Raw genomic sequence first — 23,475 nt, 5'->3', positions numbered from 1 at the left:
CCGACGTCGACCTGCGCAGACGGCACCACTCGCTCGCACCGCCCCGATCGCGCACCGCCCCTCCCTCGCTCAATGCTCCCCACCCCGTGCCCGACGGTCGGCGCGGCCTCCGGAGCATCACGACACGAAAGCCGAACCATGACTCTGAAAACTCTCGCCGCACCCGGGAACGTCTCGCCGTCCGGGCAGCCGAGGTCCACCGGCTCCACGAGCCGACCCGACGCCCCTCACGCCCCACGACGACCGCGGGAGCGCACTGTTCACGGCGAGAACGTCGTGACCGGTTACCGCTGGCTGCGCGACCCGTTCGACCCCCGCACCATCTCCCACGCGGAAGCGGAGAACGCCTACACCGCTCGCCGCACAGCGGGCCTCGAGCGCCTCCGCGCCGTCCTCACCCGCGAGGTGCTCCCGCGGCGCTCCGGGACAGCCGCGGCGGTCCCCGTCCTCCACGACGGCTGGTGGTACATCGAACGTCCCGCCGAGGGGACCATCGAGCTGTCCCGAATGCACGAGCTCGACGTCGACGGCGGTATCGGCACTGCTCCTGCTGTCGGCACCGAGGCGTCGTCCCCGCGGGAGCAGTCGGTCCTCACGAATCATCGAGGCGTCGTCGGCGTCACCCTCTCCCTGCGGCAGGACCGGCTCGTCCGTGCCGACGCGACCCCGAACGGCTGTGACCTCACGGTGTTCGACCTCCCCGGTGGGGAGATCCTGGATCGCGCCGTGCACGGGGCCGGCCCGGAGTCGTTCCTCTCCACGGATTCCCGGTGGCTGCTCTACACCCGTCTGGACGACATCGGCCGCAGCCATCAGCTGCGGGCGCATCGCATCGGCGAGGCCGGTGCCGAGGACGTCCTGCTGCTCGAGGAGCCCGATCAGTGGGCCTCCGTCGAGATCAGTCGTTCACGGGACGCCTCGACGCTCGTGGTCCGTTCGACGGCACCACGCACCGCGACCACGTGGATGCTCTCGCTGGACGATCCCACGGCGCCCCCGCGGCGCGTGACGACCGGCCGCGGCCGGTCGCGATGCCAGGTCGAGCACGCCGGGGACCGCCTGCTGGTGCTCCCGCAGGACCCCACGGCGCGGATGCTGCTCGGCGAAGCACCGTTGGACTGGACGGGCGACGCCTCCGACGTCACCACGGTCCTCGAGGCGAGGCAGGGCGACAGCACGGGATCCGTCGTCGCCGAGTCGGCCGAGGCCTTCGCGGGCTTCATCGCGCTCCAGGTGCGCGCCGACGGTCTTCCCGGGGTGCGGGTCATCCCTCGACGGACGGACGGCAGCCTCGATGTCCGCGCCGTGCGCCGGCTCGGCCACGGCGGCCCGCTCGACGCTGTCCGCCTCGACGTCAATCCCTCCTGGACCCAGACCTCCCTCCGCTATCGCCTGGAGAGCCTGATCACCCCGTTCACGGTCGCACGGATCGACGTCGTCACCGGGGAGACGACAGTGCTGCATCAGGACGAGATGCCGGGGCACGCTCCGGAGCGGTACCGCGAGCAGCGCGTCTGGGCGACCTCACCGGACGGGACGCGGATCCCGATCTCCCTCCTGTCGCGTCGGGACGTCCTGGCCGATGGCACGGCGCCGGGACTCCTCTACGGCGAAGGCGCCTTCGGCGTCTCGCTGGATCCGTCGGTGGACCCTGCCGCGCTCGCCCTCGCGGACCGCGGCCTCGTGGTCGCGATCGCCCATGTGCGCGGCGGCGGCGAGATGGGGAGCACCTGGCATCGCGCGGGCCGCCACCTCGCGAAGGCCACCTCGTTCGACGACTTCGTGGCCGCCGGGAACCATCTCGTCTCCACGGGCCTGGTCTCCCCCGAGCGGCTCGGCGCCGCGGGGATCGGCGCCGGGGGCCTCCTGGTGGCGGCGAGCACGAACCTCGCCCCGGGCCTGTTCCGCGCCGTCGTGGCCGGGGCCCCGCAGGCGGACCCGCTCGAGAGCCTCCTGGACCCCGAGGTGATGCTCACCCTCGAGGAGTGGATGGAATGGGGGGATCCCGCCGGCGACGAGGCCGCCTACCGGTGCCTGCGGGACTACAGCCCGGCGGAGAACATCCGGGCCGAGGAGTATCCCGCGGTGTACGCCTGGACCGCTCGCGACGGCACCGACGTCCCGTTCGGGGAGGCGGCCGTCTGGATCTCCCAGCTGCGGGCGACGGTCACCTCGGACCCCGAGGCCCGCCCCGTGCTGCTGCGCTGTCTCGCGGACCTGCAGGACGGCGGCGTCGGGGTGCAGGTCGAGGCGATGGCCTGGCTGCTCGACCAGCTCGGCGCCTCCGTGGCCGACGGCTGAGAGGACCGCGGGAGGCGGCGCCGACGACGCCGCCGTCTCCCGCACTCCGCTCGGGATCGACGGATGCCCGGCCGATACGCTCCACCCATGACGACTTCCGGCACCGCCGCACCCCAGCCTCCGCACCGCCCCACCGAGCGCACCGTCCACGGCGACACCGTCGTGGACCCGTACGAGTGGATGCGCGACAAGACCGATCCCGAGGTGATCTCCCACCTCGAGGCGGAGAACGCCTACGCCGACGCCCGCACCGCGCATCTCACGGAGCTGCGCAGCACTCTGGTGACGGAGTTCGTCGGCCACACCCAGGAGACCGACCTCAGCGTGCCGGTGCGCCGCGACGGCTGGTGGTACATCACCCGCACCACCGCGGGCGACGACTACCCCGCCTTCACCCGCGTGGCCGATGCCGGCGCGCTGCCGCAGGTCGAGCCGGGCGTGCTGCTCGAGGGCGAGCAGATGCTGCTGGACGCCCAGGCCGAGGCCGCCGGCGCCGAGTTCTACTCCCTGGGCGGGCTCGCGCCCTCCCCCGACCACACCCTGCTCGCCTACGCCGTGGACACCGCCGGGGACGAGCGCTTCACCCTCGTGGTGAAGGACATCGCCTCCGGGGAGGTCCTCGACGAGACGGTCACCGACACCGGCTACGGCCTCGCCTTCTCCACCGATCAGCAGTGGCTGTTCTACGCCCGGGTGGACGACGCCTGGCGGCAGCACCAGATCTGGCGCCACCGCATCGGGGCACCCGCCGAGACCGACGAGCTCGTGATCGAGGAGCCCGACGAGCGCTTCATGATCGGCTTCGACCGTTCCCGCGACGGCTCCACCCTGGTGATCCAGGCCGGTTCCACCTCCACCACCGAGGCCTGGCTGCTGGACCTCGCGGAGCCGACGTCGGCCCCCGTGCCCGCCGGCGGCCGCCGCGAGGGCGTCGACTACGGGGTCGAGCACGCCGGGGACCGCCTGCTGGTGGTCCACAACGACGGCGCGACCGGCTTCGCCCTCGCCGAGGCGAGCTTCGAGGAGCCGTCCATCTGGCGCGACCTGCTGGTCGCGGGCGAGGGCGAGCGTCTGCTCGCGGTCGAGGCCTTCGCCTCCTTCGTCGCCCTCGAGCTGCGCAGCGCTGGACTCGCGAGCGTGCGGATCATCCCCCGTGCGGCGGACGGATCCCTGCTGATCGAGCAGGCCGTCGACCTCACCCACGGCGGAGAGCTGGACACCGTCGAGCTCGACACCAACCCGAACTGGGAGCAGAGCACCGTGAGGTACCAGCTCACCAGCATGCTCACCCCGACCACGGTCGCCGAGCGGGACGTCGCCGGCGGGGAGACCACCGTCCTGCGCGTCACGCCGGTGCCGCACTACGACCCGTCGCTGTACGTCGAGCGACGCGAATGGGCCACCGCCGAGGACGGCACCGCGATCCCGCTCAGCGTGGTCGCCCGCCGCGAGGTCGCGACCGACGGCACGGCGCCCGGCTACCTGTACGGCTACGGCTCCTACGAGATGTCGATCGACCCGTCGTTCGTGCCCACCCGGCTGTCCCTGCTGGACCGCGGCGTGGTCATCGCGATCGCGCATGTGCGCGGCGGCGGCGAGATGGGGCGCGACTGGTACGACCACGGGAAGATGCTGGAGAAGAAGAACTCCTTCAGCGACTTCGTGGCCGCCGCGGCGCACCTGACCGACTCGGGCCTGGTCGCTGCGGGGCGTCTCTCGGCCGAGGGCCGCAGCGCGGGCGGCCTGCTCATGGGCGGGATCACGAATCTCGCCCCCGAGCGCTTCCGGGCGGTCATCGCCGGGGTGCCCTTCGTCGATGCGCTGACCACGATCCTGGATCCCTCGCTGCCGCTGACCGTCGGCGAGTGGGAGGAGTGGGGCGACCCGCTGCACGATCCCGAGGTCTACGAGTACATGAAGGAGTACACCCCGTACGAGAACGTGCGCGCGGTGGACTACCCGGCGATCTTCGCCTCGACCTCGCTCAACGACACCCGCGTGTTCTTCGTCGAGCCCGCCAAATGGGTGGCGCGACTGCGCGAGACCGTCACCAGCGACCAGACCGAGCGGCCCATCCTGTTCCGCTGCGAGATGGTCGCCGGCCACGGCGGCCGCTCCGGCCGGTACCGCAAGTGGGAGCAGCGGGCCGACGAGCTGGCCTGGCTGCTCGACCAGCTCGGGGCGACAGAGCTGATCAGCTGATCGACTGATCAGCTGATCAGGTAGCCGCCGTCGACCGGGATCTCCGTGCCGCTGACCATCGAGGCGGCATCGGACGCGAGCCAGACGGCGACGTCGGAGACCTCATGGGGCTGCGCGAAGCGGGACTGCGGGATGCGGGCGAGCATCGGGGCGGCCTTGTCCGGCTGGTCGCCCCACACCCTCTGCCCCATGTCGGTGAGCACGACGGTGGGGCAGATCGAGTTGGCGCGCACACCCTGCGGCCCCAGCTCGAGAGCGAGGGTGCGGGTGGCCATCACCAGGCCGGCCTTGGCGGTGCTGTAGGCGTAGTGCTCGGCCAGGGGGCGCAGTGCGGCGGCGGAGGCGATCGTGATGATCGCGCCGCCGCCCGCTGCGGCCATCGCCGCTCCCGCCCGTGCGGCGAGCAGGGCGGGAGCACGCAGGTTCACCCGCAGGGTCTCGTCGAAGTGCGCGCTGTCCAGCTGGTCGACCGTCTCCGGATGGGAGATGCCGGCGTTGTTGACGAGCACGTCGAGCCCGCCGAGCAGCGTTGCGGCGTCGCCCCAGAGACGGTCCGGCACCTCGGGAGCGGCGAGGTCCGCCGCGAGCACCGCGATGCGGACCCCGTGCTCGCTCGCCAGGCGCCCGGCGGGCTCCTCCAGGGCGGAGGCGTCCCGTGCGGTGAGCACGAGATCCGCGCCGGCGGCCGCGAAGGCCCGGGCGATGTCCGCCCCGATCCCACGGCTCGCGCCTGTGATCAGGGCACGACGGCCGGACAGCGGGCGGCTGGAGGACTCCGGGGGCTCAGGGAGGGTCATCGCCCCAGGCTACTCAGAAGGCGGGGATGACCGAGCCGTCGGTGTACGTCTCCTCGATGAACGCCTTGACCTCGTCGCTGTGCAGCAGCTCGTCGAGCTTCACGATGCCGGCGTTGTCCTTGTCCGCCTCGCGGCACACCAGCATGTTCGAGTACGGGCTGTCCTCGCCCTGCTCGAGCACGATGGCCTCCTCGGAGGGCTTGAGCCCGGCCTCGAGCGCGTAGTTGCCGTTGACGACGCCCGCGGCGAAGTCGGAGAGCGTGCGCGGGATCTGCGCGGCCTCGATCTCGGTGAACGTGAGGTTCTTGGGGTTGTCCTCGATGTCGCCGGTGGTCACGTCGACCGGGTCCACGCCCTCGGCGAGGGTGATCACGTCGTTGTCGGCGAGCAGGCTCAGGCCGCGCCCGCGGTTGGCGGGATCGTTCGAGATCGCGATCTCGTCGCCGTCCTCCAGCTCGTCCAGGCTCGTGATGGTCTCGGAGTACAGACCCATGGGCTCGATGTGCACGCCGTCGAAGCCGTGGAACTCGTAGCCCTTCTCCTCCACCTGGGACTCCAGGAAGTTCGGGGTCTGGTAGAAGTTCGCGTCGAGGTCGCCGTCGTTCAGCGCCGTGTTCGGGAGCTGGTAGTCGGTGTACGGCGTGATGTTCAGGGAGAGCCCGGCGTCGGCCGCGAGGTTGTCCTGCACGAACTGGAGGATGTCACCGTGCGGGGAGGGCGAGGCGCCCACCTCGATGGTGGTGACGCCGTCCTCCTCCTCGGGTCCCTCGGGGCCGCCGGCGCCGCAGGCGGCCAGGGCGAGGGCGCCGAGGCCGGTGCCGGACAGGGCGAACAGGGTGCGGCGGGGGAACGCAGAGCTGACGGACATGGGGATCTCCTAGGGGTGCAGACGGGAACGGGTCAGGACTGGCGGGCGCGGTGGTCGACGGCCTTGCCGAGGAAGGTGCCGAAGGCCTGGATGACGATGACCATGACCACCAGCAGTACGACGGTCGCGACCATCACGACGTTGTCGTAGCTCTGGTAGCCCATGCGGGTCGCGAGGTCGCCGAGGCCCTTGCCGCCCACCACCCCGGCCATGGCCGTGTAGCCGATGACGGTGATGGTGGTGGTGGTCAGCGAGCCGATGATGCCGGGCAGCGCCTCGGGCAGGAGCACCTGCCGGATCACCTGCCAGCGCGAGGCGCCCATCATCTGGGTGGCCTCGATCTTGCCGGCGGAGATCTCGCGCAGGTTGATCTCGATGAGGCGGGCGAGGAACGGGATCGCGGAGACCGTGAGCGCGAACATCGCGGCGTTCGGCCCGGTCACGCGGCCCACGACGAAGCGGGTCACGGGGATCAGCGCGATGATCAGGATGATGAACGGGAACGAGCGGCCGACGTTGACGATGAAGCCGACGACGCGGTTGACCCAGCGGGCCAGCGACCCGTGGGCCTTCTCCGTCTCGAACAGCAGCACACCCAAGGGCAGGCCCACCAGGGTCGCGAACAGCATCGTGCCGGCGGTCATGTAGAGCGTGATCAGGGCGTTCGACCACAGACTGGTGTTGGGATCCCAGGTCGAGAAGACCGGGTTCTGGAGCCACTCCATCACGTGGTCACCTCCTTGGCGACGACGCCCTCGGCGTCGAGCTCGTGCAGGAAGGCGGCGAGGCCCTCCCGGCTGATGGGCTCACCGGAATGGTTCTGCAGGGCGAGCTGGACCCGGCCCACCTGGCGGCCGCTGATGGTCTCGATGATCCCGGCGACGATGCTCGCGTGAGCGCCGTGCTCGGCGGCCAGCTGCACCAGGTCCTCGTTGGTGCGGAAGCAGCCCGTCTGCCCGTAGTCGCAGTTCACGAGCACCGCATCGATGCCGGTGGGGGCCGGCGGCAGCGGGATCAGCTCGCCGGACAGCGGACCCTGCGGATCCCCCGCCACCTCGAGCAGGGTCCCGGTCTGGGCCACACGGCCGTTCTCCAGCAGGGTCACGGTGTCGCAGACCTCGCGCACCACACCCATCTCGTGGGTGATGATCACGACCGTGATCCCGAGACGTTCCCGCAGATCGGCGATGAGATCGAGGATCTGCTGGGTGGTGGAGCCGTCGAGCGCGCTGGTGGGCTCGTCGCACAGCAGCACCTTGGGCTCCGCGGCCAGGCCGCGGGCGATGCCCACACGCTGGATCTGGCCGCCGGAGAGCTGGGCGGGATGGTTGTGCTCGCGCCCGCTCAGCCCCACGAGCTCGACCAGCTCGGCGACGCGGCGCTCGCGCTCGGCGCGGGGCACCCCGGCGATCTCGAGCGGATGGGCGATGTTCTGGGCGGCGGTGCGGGAGTCCAGCAGGTTCGCGTGCTGGAACACCATGCCGATGTTGCGGCGCGCGGCGCGCAGCTCCTTGCCCTCGAGCGCGGCCACGTCGGTGCCGTCCACCTCGACCCGCCCGGTCGTGGGCTTCTCGAGCCCCGTCAGGCAGCGGATGAGCGTCGACTTGCCGGCGCCGGAGCGGCCGACGATGCCGTGCACGCGCCCCGGTTCGAGGTGGAGGTCGATCCCGCCGAGCGCGACGACGGGGTCTCCCCCGCCGGGTGCGGGAAAGACCTTCGTGAGGCCATCGAGAGTGATCACCCCCGAAGTCAAGCACCCCGCCCCGCCCTGCCCGGAGAACTTGTTCATCCGGAGAAACAAACGTCACAGGCCAGGTGCGGGGTGTGTGGACGGGATCACTCCTGCGGGGTTCTCCCCTCAGGACTCTCTCCTCAGCCGCGGACGCGCTGGACCCGCGTCTCGTCCCAGACGGGCACGTCGGACTCGTACACCTCGGCGTCGGCGCCGAACACCAGGAACCGGTCGACATCACGCACGAACCAGCGGTCGTGGGTGACGGCGATGACCGTCCCCTCGAAGGTGGCCAGAGCCTGCTGGAGGGCGTCGGCCGATTCGAGGTCGAGGTTGTCGGTGGGCTCGTCGAGCAGCAGCAGACTCGCCCCGCCCAGCTCGAGCAGGAGGATCTGGAACCTCGCCTGCTGCCCGCCGGAGAGCGAGTCGAAGGTCTGCTCGGCGGCGCGGGCGAGCTCGTAGCGGGCCAGCACCCGGGCGGCCTCCTCACGCGGCCTGCCGGCACGGTGCTCGTCCCCGCGGTGCAGGATGTCCAGCAGGGTCCGTCCCGCGAGGTCGGCCCGACCGTGGGTCTGGGCGAACCATCCCGGGCGTACGCGCGCTCCGAGCCGGGCCGTACCCGTGTGCTCCACCGGTTCGATCGGCACGTCGGAGACCGGGAGATGCTCGGGCTCGGGATCGCTGCCGCCGGCGGCGAGCAGGCGCAGGAAGTGCGACTTGCCAGAGCCGTTGGAGCCGAGCACGGCCACGCGATCGCCGAAGCGCACCTCGAGGTTGAAGGGGAGCATGAGGTCGACCAGTTCGAGGTCCTGGCACACCACCGCGCGCTTGCCGGTGCGTCCGCCCCGCAGGCGCATGGCGAGCTTCTGCTCCCGCGGCTGCTGCTCGGGCGGCCCGGCGTCCTCGAAGCGGGCCAGGCGGGTCTGCGCGGCCCGATAGCGCGACGTCATGTCCGAGTTGTAAGCGGCCTTCTGCTTGTACATCTGCACCAGGGCACGCAGCTTCGCATGTTCCTCGTCCCACCGCCGGCGCAGCTCGTCCAGCCGTTCGAACCGCTTCTCGCGGGCCTGCTGGTAGCTCGCGAACCCGCCCGGGTGCGTCCAGGCGGTGTTCCCTGCAGCCCCCAGCTCGAGGGTGACGACGGCGGTCGCGGTGCGGGCCAGCAGCTCGCGGTCGTGACTGACGAACAGCACGTTCTTGTCGGACTCGAACAGACGCTCCTCGAGCCAGCGTTTGCCGGGCACGTCGAGGAAGTTGTCCGGCTCGTCCAGCAGCAGCATCTCGTCGGGCCCGCGCAGCAGGGCCTCCAGCGCGAGGCGCTTCTGCTCTCCGCCGGAGAGCGACGGCACGGGACGGTCCCGGCAGCCCTCGAACGTCTCTCCGAGCGCGGCCATCGTGCAGACGTCCCACAGCACCTCGGCCTCGTAGCCTCCGGCCTCGCCCCAGCCGGCGAGCGCGGCCGCGTAGTCCATCTGCGCGGCCGTCGAATCGCTGTGCACCATCGCCTGTTCGGAGCGATCGACGGCGGCGGCCGCGCGGCGAAGCGTCGGAGGCGAGACCGACAGGAGCAGCTCCCGCACCGTGCCGCCGGCGAGGAACTGTCGCATGATCCCGAGCGTCCCGTCCTGCGTGATGGCCCCCGAATCCGGGGTCAGGTCGCCGGTGATGAGGCGCAGCAGAGTGGTCTTGCCGGCACCGTTGGCCCCGATGAGCGCCACCCGCGCGCCCTCGCCTACTCGGAAGGAGACGTCGCTCAGCAGGGGTCTGCCGTCGGCCAGCGTGTAGTCGATGCCGGCGATGTCGAGGTGTGCCATGTCCTCAGGGTGACCCAGAAGAGCTGTGGAGTCAGCTGAATACTCGACGCCGCGGCCCGCTCGGCGCCCCCGTCGCCGCGCACCCCTGACATTTCTCATGGGTGGCCGGTGACGGACCCATCGATGCCGGTGAGAGGGAGCTCTACTGGCAGCAGCCCCGCCGACGGACAGTAGAGGCATCAACCAAGCCTCGGACGCCACGCAGGCCACGACAGGCACGCCACGACAGAAGCGCGGCCACCACACCTCGGAAGGACCCCTCATGTTCCAGGACCTCCTCGCCCAGCTCCACACCCTCGTCTCCGGCCTCGAACCATGGCAGCAGGTGCTCGCCCTCGTCCCGGCCGGCGCGATCCCGTTCATCGAGTCCTATCTCGGCAGCTTCCTCGGCTCCTCTCTCGGCATCCACCCGGCGATCGCGATCCCCGCGGCCGTGGCCGGGAACCTGCTCGCGACCTTCGCCGCCATCGCCCTGTCCGGTCGCGCCCGTGACGCGGTCACCGCTGGCCGCAGCCGGCGCACGGGGGCGACGGAGGGCGACGCCCAGCCCTCGCGGTTCCGGCAGAAGGTCGCCACGGCGCTCGAGAAGTACGGGGTGCCGGGCGTGTGCCTGCTGGGCCCGTTCGTCGTCGCCTCCCAGCTGTCCGGCCCTGCGCTGGTGGCCCTCGGTGCCGCCCGCGGCAAGGTGTACCTGTGGATGGGCATCTCGATCATCGCCTGGGGGATCGCCTTCGGCATCTTCGGCAGCCTGTTCCTCGCGGCGATCATCTGAGCCGATAGGCTCCCCACCAGGCCGTCCATCCGTTGGGCGATCATGAGAGGACTGACGTGGACACCACCCTCGGCCGCCAGTGGCGCGTCTTCTACGCGTACACGGCATGGTCCGTCGTCCTCGTGCTGGTGCTGCTCCCGCTGGGCATCGCCCTGTTCCACGGCACGAAGATCCCTGCGCTGCTGGCCGTCCAACCGGCCGCCACCGTCCTCCTCATCGTGCAGATCGCCCTCGGCGCATGGTCGGGCTGGCGCTCCCTGGAGGCGTGGGCCGCGGCGGAGGCCTCCCCCGGCCGGGACCGCTGGGGGATCCGCCGGGTGGGCCGTCTCCCCGTGGACCCGATCCTGCTGGCCGCCCTCGTGCCCGCGGTCCTCATCGGCGGGCTGACCCTGATCGGCGACGCGGATGCTCTCCCCCTGGTCATCTCCCTGTCGACACTCACCACCACGGCCGCCTTCCGCTGGCGGTGGGAGATCGGCATCGCGGGCGTTGCCGTCTTCGCCGTGGCGACCGCCCTGCTGCAGCACTCCGTCCCGCTGGCGATCTCCTGCGGAGCGATCGTGCTCGCCGCGGTGCTCTCGATCCGGCTGTCCCTGTGGCTGGCCGCGATGGTGCAGGAGCTCGACGACGCCCGCGAGGCCCAGGCCCAGCTCGCGGTGGCCGAGGAGCGGCTGCGCTTCGCCCGCGACCTGCACGACGTGACCGGCCGGGACCTCTCGGTGATCGCCGTGAAGGCCGAGCTGGTGGCGCAGCTCGCCGAGCGCGAGGATCCGCGGGCCGTGGACCACGGGCGCGAGGTCGCCCAGATCGCCCGCACCTCCCTCTCCGAGATCCGGGCCCTGGTGCGCGGCTATCGGGAGGCGGATCTGGCCACCGAGCTGCGCGGCACCGCCTCCCTGCTGCGCTCCGCCCACGCGGAGGTCACGATCCACGGTGAGGCCGACGACGTCCCGGTACGGCACGCCGGCACCGCGGCCTGGGTGCTGCGCGAGGGCGGCACCAACATCCTGCGCCATGCCGATCCGTCGGCCGTGACGATCACCCTCTCACCGGGCGGTGTCACCCTGGTCAACGACGGCTCCCCCGGGCCCGACGAGGTCCTCGAGGGCAGCGGGCTGATCGGGATGCGGGAGCGGCTCGGCGCAGGCTCCGCCCTGAGCATCCACCGCGAGAGCGGCACCTTCACCCTCGATGTCCGCTTCGATGCCCTGGGAGGCGACCGATGACTCCTGATCCCGCCGACGCTGCCGCCTCGGCCCCGCTGCGCGTGATCCTCGTCGACGACGAGAACCTGATCCGTTCGGCGCTGGCCACGATGCTCTCCCTCGAGGACGACCTCGACGTGCGCGGGGAGGCGGCGACGGTCACCGACGGCGTGCGCCTCGCGCGGTCCGCGCAGCCCGACGTCGCGGTGCTCGACCTCCAGCTGCCCGACGGGGACGGGCTCGAGCTCGCCGCCCGGATCGCGGAGGTCTCCCCGGCCACCCGCTGCCTCCTCGTCACCTCGCATTCCCGCCCCGGGTACCTCAAGCGGGCGCTGGCCCAGGGCGTGCTGGGCTTCCTGCCCAAGACGACGTCGGCGGATCAGCTGGCCCGTGCGGTGCGCTCCGTGGCGTCCGGGCGGCGGGCGATCGATCCGGAGCTCGCGGCGGAGACGATCTCCTCCGGGGACTCCCCGCTCACGCCGCGGGAGTCCGACGTGCTCGAGTACGCGGCGGACGGTGCCGCGATCGAGCAGATCGCCCGCCGCGCGCACCTCGCCGAGGGCACGGTGCGCAACTACCTCTCCAGCGCCCAGGCGAAGCTGCAGGCCGCGAACCGGCACGAGGCGGTCGCCCTCGCCAGGCGCCAGGGCTGGATCTGAGCAGGACCGGGGGGAGTCAGGCGGAGGCGCCCTCGGCGAAGCTCGCGTCGACCACGGTGGAGACATCGATCGGATCGGTGTAGGTGATCTGCTCGGCGTCGATCCACACCGTCTGCATCGTCTCGAGCTGGTCGGGCTGCGGGGAGAGGTCGGGCAGGTAGGTGTACATCGGCGAGGCCTTGAGCACGTCGACCGCCTGGCCGAGGGTGTCGGCCAGGATCTGGTAGACCTCGTCGCTCTGCTCGCCGTCCGCGGAGAGCTCCTGCGCACCCTGGGCGAGAGCCGTGAAGAACGCCTGGGCGTGCTCAGCGCCGACGAACGTCTCGGAGTACAGCACGCCGGTGCCGGTGGTGCCCTTCTTCGGCACGGCGAGCGGGGAGGCGACACCGGCCTCCTCCATCGCGGTGGAGAAGGGGGCCGACGGGGTCGCCGCGTCCACGGAGCCGTTGGTGAGGGCGGGCTCCTGGTCCGGGGTGGAGAGATTGGAGACCTCGACATCGTTCAGCGTCAGGCCCTCCTCCTCGAGCATCGCGGCGAGCAGGTAGCCCCCGGTCGCGCCGGGCCCGCCCGCCACGCCGATCTTGCGTCCCTCGAGGTCCGCGACCGAGGAGATCGAGCCGTCGTCGAGCAGCTCCTGGCTGACCTCGAGCGCCGTCGGGGAGTTCTCGGGGTCGCCCGGGGAGATGCCCATGGAGCCGACGATCTTGAAGGCGAGGCCCTGGTCCAGGGCGTTGAACATGCCGGCGCTGAAGCCCGCGATCATCACGTCGAGCTGGTCGTTGGCGAGCATCGGGATGCCGTCCTGGCCGGACTTCAGCGGCGTCAGCTCGAGGGTGAGCCCCTCGGCCTCGAAGAAGCCCTTCGCGTCGGCCACGTACAGCGGAGCGAAGAGGGAGGAGGCCACATGGCCCACGCGGACCGTGCCGGAGCCCGAGCCGTCGCCGGAGCCGGAGTCCTCGCCGGTCACGGCGGGCCCGCACGCGGCGAGCGCTCCGCCGACGGCGGTCGCGGAGGCGAGGGAGAGGAGTGTGCGTCGTCGCATGGGGTGATCCTTCGGTAGAGGGGTCGGGGCGGCGTGGGTCAGCCGCGGCGCCAGGGCAGCAGCAGCTTCTCGGACCGGCTGAGCAGTGCGGTGAGGACGGCGCCGATGATGCCGATCACCAGCAGCCCCACGTAGAGCTTCTCCGGGATGAACAGCTGCCAGGAGTTCCAGATCAGGTAGCCCAGGCCGGTCTCGGAGGCGCCGGTGAACTCGACGGCGGTGACCACCACGACGGCGGTGCCGGTGGCGGTCTTCAGCCCGGAGAACACGAAGGGCATCGCCCCGGGCAGCACCACGAAGCGGAAGCGGTCGAAGCCGGTGGCCCCGTAGGCGGTGCCGGCCTCGAGGAGCTTGCGATCGATCGCCCAGACGCCCGAGACGGACGCGATCTGCATGACGAAGAAGGTCGTGATGAACACGGCGATGATCTTGGGCAGCTCGGTGGGGCCGAAGATCATCAGCAGGATCGGGAAGATCGCGATCTTCGGCAGCGGGTACAGGGCGCTGAACAGCGGGCCGAGCGTGGCGTTCAGGGCGCGGGAGGAGCCCATGAGCAGGCCCATCACGATGCCGGCGATCGCGCCCAGCCCGCCGCCGAGCAGCAGCCGCACGAGGGTGGGGGCGGTGTGCGCCCACAGCTCGCCGCTGCGCACCATGTCGATGCCGGCGGCGAGGATCCGGGTGGGCGCCGGGAAGAAGCGCGGATCGATGATCAGCATCCGGGCGCTCACCTCCCACAGCAGCACGAGCACGATCGGCGCGGCGATCGAGAGGGTGAGGTCCCGGTAGCGCAGGCGGCGGTCGCGCTCACGCTGCGCGCGGGCGGCGACGAGGGTGCGCCGGGCGCGCTCGTCCTCGACGGACGGGGCGCTGTCGATGGTGCTCATGAGGTCTCCTCGGCGGCGCGCACGTCCTCGCGCAGCAGATTCCAGATCCGGGAGCGCAGCTCGCCGAACTCCGGGCTGCGCTCGATGTCGAAGGAGCGGGGGCGCTCGAAGGGCACGGCGAGGTCCTCGCGCACCGTGCCGGGGCGGCCGGACATGACGATCACCCGGTCGCTGAGGATGATCGCCTCGTCGATGTCGTGGGTGACCATGAGGACGGTCTTGCGCTCGGCCTCCCACAGGGCGATGAGCTCTTCCTGCATGAGCATCCGGGTCTGCGCGTCCAGCGCCCCCAGCGGCTCGTCCATGAGCAGCACCGGGGATCCCGTCGCGAAGGCGCGGGCGATCGCGACGCGCTGGCGCATGCCGCCGGAGAGCTGATGGGGGTAGGAGTCGGCGAAGGCCTCCAGACGCACGCGCCGCAGCCAGTCCTGGGCGATCTCACGGCGCTCGCGGGCGCCCGTCCCGGTCATGCGCAGCCCGAAGGAGACGTTGTCCTGCACCGTCATCCACGGGAAGACTCCGTGCTCCTGGAACACGAAGGCGGCGGGCACGGGGTGGTCGGCGCCCCTCATCGTCACCTCGCCCACGGTGCGCTCCTCGAGGCCGCCGAGGATCCGCAGGAACGTGGACTTCCCGCACCCCGAGGGGCCGACGATGCAGGTGAAGGACCCTGGTTCGACGGTCAGGGAGAAGTCCTCGAGGGCCCATACGGGCTCGCCGCCGGAGAAGAAGACCTTCGAGACGTCCTCGGCGACGACGGTCGCGTGATCGACGGGATGCATACGGCTCCTCCACCGTGCTGCGGGGTCGGCGTCGGTGTCGGCGTCTGCAGCAGGTCGGTGCGGGTCTCGGGACGAGTGGGGATGACCGCCCCACTGTAGGCAGGCGAGCGCCTCCCTCCACCCGTCATCTCAACGGACGGACGCGATGAGACACCGGTCTCGCGAGGGCGGGCGGCGGCGCCGTGGCTCACCGCTTCCGGCGGGAGCGGAAGAAGTCTCGCAGCAGGTCGCCGCATTCCTGCTCCCGCACCCCGGTGGTGAGCTCCACGCGATGGTTCAGCCGCGGCTCGCGCACCAGGTCGTAGAGGGATCCCGCCGCGCCGGCCTTGGGATCCATCGCTCCGACGACGACCCTCTCGGTGCGGGCCAGCACGATCGCACCGGCGCACATCGTGCACGGCTCCAGGGTGACGACGAGCGTGCAGCCGGTGAGGTTCCAGCGCCCGGTGGCCGCCGCAGCCCGACGCAGGGCGAGGATCTCGGCGTGCGCGGTGGGGTCCTCGTCGGCCTCCCGACGGTTCCCGGCGGTCGCGAGCACCTCGCCGTCGGACCCCACGACCAGCGCTCCGATCGGGACGTCGGCCGGCTCGCGGTCCGCGGCCGCCCGTGCCTCGTCGATCGCCAGGCCCATCAGCTCGTCATCGGTCATGGGGTCATTGTCGCGTGCCCCGTACCCCGTCCACCGCGCCGGTCCTCCGCGCGGCGTGTGATTCACCTCGGCCCGTCGCCGACTGGGGCGAACCGTGCTGCCGGAGGCGCGCCCTCCGGTAGATTCGCCCCTATGCGCGTATTGGAGATCGACCACCCCCTCGTTGCCCACAAGCTGTCGGTGCTGCGCAATCGCGCCACCCATTCCTCGGTGTTCCGCCAGCTCGCCGATGAGCTGGTGACCCTGCTGGCCTACGAGGCCACCCGCAACGTCTCCGTCGCCCCGGTCCAGATCGAGACCCCGGTGACCACGATGACCGGCACCCGCCTGTCGAACCCCAAGCCGATGGTGGTGCCGATCCTGCGCGCCGGCCTCGGTATGCTCGACGGCCTCACCCGCCTGCTGCCCACCGCCGAGGTGGGCTTCCTGGGCATGGTGCGCAACGACGAGACCCTCGAGGTCACGACGTACGCGAACCGTCTGCCCGAGGACCTCTCCGGCCGCCAGTGCTTCGTGCTGGACCCCATGCTGGCCACCGGTCACACCCTGATCGCCGCCTGCGAGTACATGCACGAGCGCGGCGCCAAGGACATCACCTGCGTGACCCTGCTGTGCGCCCCCGAGGGGCTGAAGGCGATGCAGGAGCAGCTCGATCCGGCGATCGACCTCACGGTCGTCACCGCCGCGATCGACGAGAAGCTCGACGAGAACGGCTACATCGTGCCCGGGCTGGGCGATGCCGGCGACCGTCTCTTCGGGGTCGTCGACTGACCCTCGACCCTCCGCGAAAAGGCCGCCTCGGGCAGACTGCACACAGTCCGCACGCAGGCGGCCTTCTCGCATTGACCCTCGCACGACCAGGGGTCATGATGGGCTGATTGGTCTCACCAAGCAGCTGGAGGTCCCATGTTCCTGAGTGTCCACGAGCAAGAACGGCTCATGGTCCACGTCGCCGGGAAGCTCGCCCTGGAGCGCAAGGAACGGGGGCTGAAGCTGAACCTCCCCGAGGCGACGGCGCTGCTCACCTCCTACCTGCTCGAAGGCGCGCGGGACGGCCAGTCGGTCGCCGACCTCATGGAGGGCGGGCGCTACGTGCTCGGCCGCGAGGACGTCATGGAGGGCGTGCCGGAGATGCTTGCCCAGGTGCAGGTCGAGGCCACGTTCCCCGACGGGACCAAGCTCGTCACCGTCACCGATCCCCTGCAGTGAAGGAGGCGTGATGAGCAACGAGAACCCCCCGCAGGATCCGGCCGACGCTCCGTCGATGGAGGAGAACCCGTTCGACAACCCGGAGCTGTCCCCGGAGGATGCCCCGGAGTCCGCAGAGCCCGCCGCGCACACGACGGACGACCCCGGCCGTGAGTACGAGCAGGACGAGAGCCGCGGCCATTCCGGCGTCGGCGCACCCAGCGAGCCGCGCCGCTCCGGCACCAGCAGCCGGCAGGCCCCCCGCCGCACCAGCGACGACGCCGTGGACCACCGTGCTCCGGTCGTCCCCGGCGAGATCCTCCTGGCCGATGGCCCCGTCCTCATCAACGAGGGCGCCGAGCCGATCACACTGCGAGTCGTGAACTCCGCCGACCGTCCGATCCAGGTCGGCTCCCATTTCCACTTCGCCGAGACGAACCCTGCCCTCGACTTCGACCGCAGGGCCGCCTGGGGCAAGCGACTGAACATCGTCTCCGGAGGCGCCGTGCGGTTCGAACCCGGGGCCGACGAGGACGTCCAACTGATCGATATCCGCGGCCGACGCATCGCGCTGGGCTTCCGCGGGGAATCCGGAGGTCCGCTCGATGACTGAGGTCAGCCGTTCCGAGTACGTCGCCAGCTACGGCCCCACGGTCGGGGACCGCATCCGCCTGGCGGACACCGACCTGGTGATCCAGGTCGAGAAGGACTACTACGTCGGCGGGGATGAGGCCGTCTTCGGCGGCGGCAAGTCGATCCGCGAATCGATGCTGCAGTCGGCGCGCTCGCGCTCCGAGGGCACTCCGGACCTGGTCATCACCGGTGTGGTGATCCTCGACCACTGGGGCATCGTCAAGGCCGACGTCGGCATCCGCGACGGGAAGTTCTGCGGGATCGGCCGCGCCGGCAACCCCGATGTGATGGACGGGGTCGACGAGAACCTCGTGATCGGCCCGTCCACCGAGGTCATGGCCGGCAACGGCATGATCATGACGGCCGGCGGGATCGACACTCACGTCCACTACGTCACCCCCGACCAGCTGCAGGTGGGCCTGAACGCGGGCATCACCACCGTCATCGGCGGCGGCACCGGACCGGCCGAGGGATCGAAGGCCGCGCTCGCCACCCCCGGCGCCTGGTGGCTGGAGAAGATGTTCCAGGGCCTGGACCCGTGGCCGGTGAACTTCATGTTCCTGGGCCGCGGCAACGCCATGAACGATGAGGCCCTGCTGGAGCAGGTGCGCGCCGGCATGGGCGGGTTCAAGATCCACGAGGACTGGGGCGCGACCCCGGCCGTGATCGATCGGACCCTGAAGATCGCCGATGCCACCGGCGTGCAGGTCGCGATCCACTCCGACACCCTCAACGAGGCTGGCTTCGTCGAGGACATGCTCGCCGCGGTCAAGGGCCGCACCTTCCACGCCTTCCACACCGAGGGCGCGGGCGGCGGTCACGCACCGGACATCATCAAGGTCGCCAGCGAGCTGAACGTGCTGCCCGCCTCGACCAACCCCACGCGCCCGTACACGGTCAACACCGTGGACGAGCACCTGGACATGGTGATGGTCGCCCACCACCTGAACCCACAGATCCCCAACGACCTCGCCTTCGCGCAGTCGCGCGTGCGGGCCGGGACGATCGCCGCGGAGGACGTCCTGCAGGACATGGGCGCGCTGTCGATCATGAGCTCGGACTCGCTCGCGATGGGCCGCATCGGCGAGACGATCATGCGCACCTGGCAGACGGCGCACCAGATGAAGAGGGTGCGCGGCCTGCTCGAGGGCGACACCCTGGCGGACAACCACCGTGCCCGCCGCTACGTCTCGAAGTACACGATCGCCCCCGCGGTCGCGCACGGCATCGACCAGCACGTCGGCTCCATCGAGGTCGGCAAGCTCGCCGACTTCGTGCTCTGGCAGCCCGCGCTGTTCGGCGTCCGCTCCCAGGCCGTGTTCAAGGGCGGGATGGCGGCGGTCGCCGCGATCGGCGACCCCAACGCGTCGATCCCGACCCCCCAGCCCGTGCAGGGCCGGCTCGGCTTCAGCGCGCACACCAAGGCCGCGGGCGCCACCAGCTACGCCTTCGTCTCCGAGATGGCGATGGAGAACGACGTGGTCGAGCGGATGGGGGTCGAGCACGAGATCGTGCCGATCACCTCGACCCGCGGCGTCACCAAGGACGATCTGCCGCTGAACACCGCCCGTCCGAAGATCGAGGTCGATCCCGACACCTATGCGGTGCGGATCGACGGCGAGCTGATCGAGCACGAGCCCGCGGAGTTCGTGCCGATGGCCCAGCGGTACTTCCTGTTCTGACGATGCTCACCACCCCCACCCCCGGGCCCGACCGCAGTGCAGCCCTGCTGCTCCTGAGCGATGGCCGCCTCCCCGCCGGCGGCTACGCCCACTCCGCAGGGCTCGAGCAGGCGATCGCCCGGGGATGGGTGCGCGATGCGACCACCCTCGGCGACTACCTGCGCGGCCGGATCCACACCACGGGCCTGGTGAGTGCCTCGTTCGCGGCCGCGGCGCAGCACCGCACGGCGTCGGCGATGGAGGCCGGGGACGCCGGGGGGACCGAGGGCCTCGCTCCGCTGGGGGCGGCCCTGGCAGGGCTCGACCGCGAGCTCGTGGCCCGCACCCCCTCGCCCGCCCTGCGACGGATCGCGAGGGACCTCGGCAGGATGCTGCTGCGGGCGATGCGCTCGATCGCCCCGTCGACCCAGCCCGTGCTGGACGCCGCCGGCCCCGTGCTGCAGCAGCCGATCGCCTACGGCACGGTCGCTGCGGCCCTCGGGCTCACCGCCCGCGACGCCGCCGGGCTCGTGCTCTACGAGGCGGCGGCCACGCCGGCCGTCGCCGCCGTCAAGCTGCTGAGCATCGATCCCTTCGCCACCCACCGCTGCCTCGCCGATCTCGCCCCCGAGCTCGACGAGCTGGCCGAGCGCGCCGCCGCGTTCGCCACCGCCGACGCCCGCGACCTGCCGGCGCTCGCCGCTCCTCTCTCCGACATCGCTGCTGAGCTGCATACGAACCATGACCAGCGTCTCTTCGCCTCCTGAGGTGCTGTCGGGCCTGCCCGACTTCGCCCGCACCGACGCCTCCGGGCCCCGCCGCCGCACCCATCGCGGCTCCTTCCTGTGCCATGCCGTCATCGCCACCGAGCTGCGAGCAGGCCGCACCCGCATCGCGCGCCTGCGGGCCGACACCCCGCTGTCTCCTCGGCCGACGATCGCCAGCGGCGTGGAGCCGTACGTCCGCGGCGGCGACGCCGCCCGGATCCGGATGTCGACCAGCGCGGCGGGCCCCGTCGGCGGCGACACCTATCTGCTGGACATCCATGTCCGCGAGGGGTCCACCCTCGTGATCCGCGACGTGGGCGCCACGCTCGTGCTTCCCGGGCCGCACGGCGAGAGGTCCCGTTGGATCACCCGGCTGCGCGTCGACGAGGGCGCCACCTGCGTATGGATCCCCGAACCGGTGATCGCCGCCGCCGGCTGCCGCCACCACCACGTGATCGACGCGGACCTCGCCGAGGGGGCGCGCCTGTTCTACCGCGAGGAGCTGGTGCTGGGCCGCCACCGTGAGGAGCCCGGCTCGCTGTCCGCCCACCTCTCCGTGCGCCGCGGCGGCGCGGCCTCGGTGGTGCAGCAGCTCGACCTCGGACCTGCCGCCATCGGCGCGAGCGCCACCAGCGTGTTCGGTGCGCATCGCGCACTGGGCAACGTGATCGTGGCGGACCCGGACGGCGCCCCCGGGCCCGCGGCCGCCGCGCCGGACACCGGCAGCGCCGTGATGCGCCAGGACCCGTCCTGCGTGCAGATCACCGCCGTCGGGGAGGACCTCCCCGCCCTGCGCACCCGCCTCGACACCGCGATGGGCCTGCTCGGAGAGCCGTGGGCGGCACCGGACCCCCCCGGGGTGGTCCGCCATCCCGCGCTGAGCCCTCGCCACCCGATCCATCATCTCCACCGTCGATCCCAGGAGGACCCGCATGACCACCACCGACGCCACCACCAGCACCACCACCAGCGCCCAGCCCCGCCGCGCCCTGCGCCTCGGCGTCGCCGGACCCGTCGGCACCGGGAAGAGCTCGACCATCGCGAGCCTCTGCCGCGCCCTGGCCGACGAGTTCCGCATCGGCGTGATCACCAACGACATCTACACCGATGAGGACGCCCGCTTCCTGCGCGCGGAGGGCGTGCTGCCCGAGGAGCGGATCCGCGCGGTCGAGACCGGCGCCTGCCCGCACACCGCCATCCGCGACGACGTCACCATGAACCTGCTCGCGGTCGAGGACCTCGAGCGCGATTTCGATCCGCTGGACATCGTGCTGGTCGAATCCGGCGGGGACAACCTCACCGCGACCTTCTCCCCGTCCCTCGTCGACGCCCAGCTGTTCGTGCTGGACGTCGCCGGCGGCGGCGACGTGGCCCGCAAGGGCGGCCCCGGCATCGGCCGCGCCGACCTGCTGGTCGTCAACAAGATCGACCTCGCCCCCTATGTGGACGTCGACGTCGAGCAGATGCTCGCCGACGCCACCGACGCCCGTGAGGGACGCGCCGTGCTCGGCGTCTCCCGCAAGCAGCCGGAGACCGTCGAGGTGCTCGGCCAGTGGGTGCGCGACATGCACTCCACCTTCCGCGAGGGCGGGCACACCCCGCAGGACCCGGGCCCGATGGCGCCGCATTTCCACGCCGACGAGAGCGGCGAGGGCGGCTACGTGCACAGCCACGATGACGGCGAGCCCGCGCACCAGCACTGATCCGCTCGCGCGCAGCACCGCGCGCACGACTCGACGCACCCTCCGATACGCCGGTGGCAGGCACAGCTCTGCGGCCGGCGTATCGCCATGTGAACACCCCCTTGCCCCGCCCGGCGACACGAGGCATGCTCTGGGACATGACATCGATCGCTGTGCATTGTGAGGCCACCCGCCGGGTGGCCCGCGACGCCATGCGCCGAATGATGTTCATGATGATGATGCCGATGATGCATCGTCAGCCGAGCCTCTGAGTGCTCTGGACGCCTTCGGGGTCGGCTGACAGGAGCCGGCCGGAAGGCGCGGGCTCCAGGTGCCACCGGGAGCACACCCCCTGATCCGATCCGCCTCACGGCGTAGATCCCAGGGATCCCGGGTCCACCAGCCGCCGCGCAGAACGCGCCGCACCTCGGAGAACCCTCATCATGACCATCACCCTGGATCGCCCCACCACCGCCCGATACGCCACCTCCGCCCGCACCGGCCACCGTGACGGCTCCACCGCCCGGCCGCAGGGTTCGGAGGAGGGCGTGACCATCACGCTGTCCGTGACGCTCCCGGCCGGCACCGGCGACGTCGAGTCCGCACTGATCGCCGACGACCTGCGCACCCACGCCCAGCGTCTCGTCACGACCCGCGGCGGCCGCACCACCGTCGCGGTGAACAGCCCCAACACCTTCTCCGCGACCGGCCCCGCCGCTCGCAACGCCCGCACGCTGCCGCCGCGCAGCCGGTCGGCCGCTGCAGTCAGCCCGCTGCGTCCCCGCCGCGCCGGGATCGTCTCGCCGAACTCGCCGGCCCGTCGCGACGCCGAGACCGCCCGTCGCCGCGCCCTGCAGGCCACGGCGGTGAGCCCGTCCAGCCCGTCGATCGCGGTCGAGGACAGCCTGGTGATCGACCTGTTCGGCCGTCGCGTGCGGATCGACGGACAGGACGTGGACTTCACCTACAAGGAGTTCGAGCTGCTCGCGCAGCTGGCCCGCTCCTCGCGGCGCACGATCTCTCGCGAGGAGCTCATGGAGACGGTCTGGGCGGAGTCGCCCGAGGACACCGGGGAGCGCACGGTCGACGTGCACGTGCGCCGTGTGCGCACGAAGCTGGGCCGTTACCGTCGCCTGATCTCGACCGTCCGCGGTTCCGGCTACCGTCTGGACCCGGGCAGCGACGTCGCGATCCTCGGCTGATCACTGCTCGCGCGTCCCGCCGGCCTGCGGGACGCGCAACGGCGGGCGCGACGAGTGCTCCGCGCCCGGAAACAAGCTCCGACATCAGGTCCCGGAAAAGGGACGAGCGGCCCGGAGCGCACAACCGACAACATCGGGGGCTCACGGACCGCTCGTCAGGCCTGTCGTCCGTCAGGGGTGGGTGCGGGCGAACAGGCTGGACGGGCTGCCGAAGTGGGGGAACCTGGCGTATTGCCCGTCCGGCCGCCTCCCATGAGGGGGGTCGTGGAAAGCGGCACATCTCTTAAATTTTCAACGTACTCACCGTTCAGGCCGGAACATTACCACTCCCGACAGAGGAACGAGGCCCTCTGCATCGAGTGCGGTCCGCGCCGCCGGGGCGGTGAGCCGTACGCGCCCACTCTAGGCCCTCCTGCGCCACATGTAAACGCGCCAGGACTCGCTGTTTTCGCAGGTGACATGCAGGAAACTGGACACCTGCCCACGGTGTGCCGGAGCCGATGGCAGCGTCATGGAAGCGCAAAAACTGGTGGCGGCACGGCGGTTCTCCCGCGCTCCGCAGAGGGCTCCCGCCCGGATCATCGCCACCGGATCGGTCAGCTGACTCCCAGGCCGGCGCCCGCGGCCCTCCC

General features: G+C 71.4%; 21 protein-coding genes and 1 pseudogene. 13 read left to right on the top strand and 9 right to left on the bottom strand.

The window, feature by feature from the left end; translation table 11 throughout:
• Positions 1-138: 138 nt before the first annotated feature.
• Together CIK81_RS13800 and CIK81_RS13795 are read left to right on the top strand one after the other, a co-directional pair.
• Positions 139-2,301 (top strand): prolyl oligopeptidase family serine peptidase, encoded by a 2,163-nt coding sequence (locus CIK81_RS13800; protein WP_158542049.1) that lies wholly within the window; start codon positions 139-141, stop codon positions 2,299-2,301.
• Between the two features lie 87 nt (positions 2,302-2,388).
• Positions 2,389-4,503, top strand: a complete 2,115-nt coding sequence (locus CIK81_RS13795; protein WP_096165051.1) for a S9 family peptidase — start codon at positions 2,389-2,391, stop codon at positions 4,501-4,503.
• A gap of 8 nt (positions 4,504-4,511) precedes the next feature.
• On the opposite strand, the gene CIK81_RS13790 is transcribed toward CIK81_RS13795, so the two are convergent.
• The 5 genes from CIK81_RS13790 to CIK81_RS13770 form a co-directional block, all read right to left on the bottom strand.
• Positions 4,512-5,300: an SDR family NAD(P)-dependent oxidoreductase gene (locus tag CIK81_RS13790; protein WP_096165046.1), complete on the bottom strand. Its 789-nt coding sequence runs from the start codon at positions 5,298-5,300 to the stop codon at positions 4,512-4,514.
• A 13-nt stretch (positions 5,301-5,313) separates the two neighbouring features.
• Entirely contained in the window at positions 5,314-6,168 is an 855-nt protein-coding gene (locus CIK81_RS13785) for a MetQ/NlpA family ABC transporter substrate-binding protein (protein ID WP_096165044.1), read from the bottom strand.
• 32 nt (positions 6,169-6,200) lie between these two features.
• The gene (locus CIK81_RS13780) at positions 6,201-6,893 is read right to left on the bottom strand and encodes a methionine ABC transporter permease (protein WP_096165042.1); all 693 of its coding nucleotides are present in this window, start codon (positions 6,891-6,893) and stop codon (positions 6,201-6,203) included.
• On the bottom strand, positions 6,893-7,909 hold the full coding sequence (locus tag CIK81_RS13775) for a methionine ABC transporter ATP-binding protein (RefSeq protein WP_158542047.1): 1,017 nt from the start codon (positions 7,907-7,909) through the stop codon (positions 6,893-6,895). The genes CIK81_RS13780 and CIK81_RS13775 overlap by 1 nt, the downstream gene beginning before the upstream one ends.
• 131 nt (positions 7,910-8,040) lie before the next feature.
• Positions 8,041-9,714 (bottom strand): ABC-F family ATP-binding cassette domain-containing protein, encoded by a 1,674-nt coding sequence (locus CIK81_RS13770; RefSeq protein ID WP_096165038.1) that lies wholly within the window; start codon positions 9,712-9,714, stop codon positions 8,041-8,043.
• A gap of 262 nt (positions 9,715-9,976) precedes the next feature.
• On the opposite strand from CIK81_RS13770, the gene CIK81_RS13765 reads away from it, so the two are divergent.
• From CIK81_RS13765 to CIK81_RS13755, 3 genes are read left to right on the top strand one after another with little or no spacing between them, the layout of a single operon-like run.
• Positions 9,977-10,486 (top strand): hypothetical protein, encoded by a 510-nt coding sequence (locus CIK81_RS13765; RefSeq protein WP_096165035.1) that lies wholly within the window; start codon positions 9,977-9,979, stop codon positions 10,484-10,486.
• A gap of 56 nt (positions 10,487-10,542) precedes the next feature.
• Entirely contained in the window at positions 10,543-11,712 is a 1,170-nt protein-coding gene (locus CIK81_RS13760) for a sensor histidine kinase (protein ID WP_096165033.1), read from the top strand.
• Positions 11,709-12,350 (top strand): response regulator transcription factor, encoded by a 642-nt coding sequence (locus CIK81_RS13755; RefSeq protein ID WP_096165031.1) that lies wholly within the window; start codon positions 11,709-11,711, stop codon positions 12,348-12,350. Before CIK81_RS13760 ends, CIK81_RS13755 begins: the two co-directional genes overlap by 4 nt.
• A gap of 16 nt (positions 12,351-12,366) precedes the next feature.
• Here the strand turns inward: CIK81_RS13755 and CIK81_RS13750 are convergent, their stop codons facing one another.
• The 4 genes from CIK81_RS13750 to tadA form a co-directional block, all read right to left on the bottom strand.
• Positions 12,367-13,392, bottom strand: a complete 1,026-nt coding sequence (locus CIK81_RS13750) for an ABC transporter substrate-binding protein (RefSeq protein ID WP_096165027.1) — start codon at positions 13,390-13,392, stop codon at positions 12,367-12,369.
• A 38-nt stretch (positions 13,393-13,430) separates the two neighbouring features.
• Positions 13,431-14,279, bottom strand: a complete 849-nt coding sequence (locus tag CIK81_RS13745; RefSeq protein ID WP_096165024.1) for an ABC transporter permease — start codon at positions 14,277-14,279, stop codon at positions 13,431-13,433.
• Positions 14,276-15,061 carry an ABC transporter ATP-binding protein gene (locus CIK81_RS13740; RefSeq protein ID WP_096165021.1) on the bottom strand — a complete coding sequence of 262 codons (786 nt, stop codon included), beginning with the start codon at positions 15,059-15,061 and terminating at the stop codon, positions 14,276-14,278. Before CIK81_RS13740 ends, CIK81_RS13745 begins: the two co-directional genes overlap by 4 nt.
• A 187-nt stretch (positions 15,062-15,248) precedes the next feature.
• The gene (gene tadA / locus CIK81_RS13735; protein WP_096196896.1) at positions 15,249-15,710 is read right to left on the bottom strand and encodes a tRNA adenosine(34) deaminase TadA; all 462 of its coding nucleotides are present in this window, start codon (positions 15,708-15,710) and stop codon (positions 15,249-15,251) included.
• Positions 15,711-15,842: 132 nt separating this feature from the next.
• Between tadA and upp the strand changes: the two genes are divergently transcribed.
• From upp to CIK81_RS13690, 8 genes and pseudogenes are all read left to right on the top strand, one after another.
• A complete protein-coding gene (upp, locus tag CIK81_RS13730; RefSeq protein ID WP_096165016.1) occupies positions 15,843-16,481 on the top strand; it encodes a uracil phosphoribosyltransferase in 639 nt (212 codons plus the stop codon).
• Positions 16,482-16,616: 135 nt separating this feature from the next.
• The gene (locus CIK81_RS13720; protein ID WP_096196895.1) at positions 16,617-16,919 is read left to right on the top strand and encodes an urease subunit gamma; all 303 of its coding nucleotides are present in this window, start codon (positions 16,617-16,619) and stop codon (positions 16,917-16,919) included.
• A 262-nt stretch (positions 16,920-17,181) separates the two neighbouring features.
• Positions 17,182-17,511, top strand: coding sequence for an urease subunit beta (locus CIK81_RS18835; protein ID WP_096165072.1), 330 nt, complete (start codon positions 17,182-17,184; stop codon positions 17,509-17,511).
• Positions 17,504-19,213 carry an urease subunit alpha gene (locus CIK81_RS13710; protein ID WP_096165012.1) on the top strand — a complete coding sequence of 570 codons (1,710 nt, stop codon included), beginning with the start codon at positions 17,504-17,506 and terminating at the stop codon, positions 19,211-19,213. Before CIK81_RS18835 ends, CIK81_RS13710 begins: the two co-directional genes overlap by 8 nt.
• A 2-nt stretch (positions 19,214-19,215) precedes the next feature.
• Entirely contained in the window at positions 19,216-19,959 is a 744-nt protein-coding gene (locus CIK81_RS13705; RefSeq protein ID WP_114307211.1) for an urease accessory protein UreF, read from the top strand.
• Positions 19,934-20,719: pseudogene (locus tag CIK81_RS18830) on the top strand (urease accessory protein UreD); the annotation flags it as partial. The gene CIK81_RS13705 and the pseudogene CIK81_RS18830, both read left to right, overlap by 26 nt.
• Positions 20,720-20,891: 172 nt before the next feature.
• Complete coding sequence (gene ureG, locus CIK81_RS13695) at positions 20,892-21,662, top strand: urease accessory protein UreG (RefSeq protein WP_096165003.1); 771 nt, start codon at positions 20,892-20,894, stop codon at positions 21,660-21,662.
• 422 nt (positions 21,663-22,084) lie between these two features.
• The gene (locus CIK81_RS13690; protein WP_096165000.1) at positions 22,085-22,843 is read left to right on the top strand and encodes a winged helix-turn-helix domain-containing protein; all 759 of its coding nucleotides are present in this window, start codon (positions 22,085-22,087) and stop codon (positions 22,841-22,843) included.
• Positions 22,844-23,475 lie beyond the last annotated feature (632 nt).

It is taken from the genome of Brachybacterium sp. JB7 (assembly GCF_003335205.1).
In the GTDB taxonomy this organism is placed as follows: Bacteria; Actinomycetota; Actinomycetes; order Actinomycetales; family Dermabacteraceae; genus Brachybacterium; species Brachybacterium alimentarium.
The sequence above is the reverse complement of the archived record's forward strand: the minus strand, read 5'-3'. Positions and strand labels throughout refer to the sequence as shown.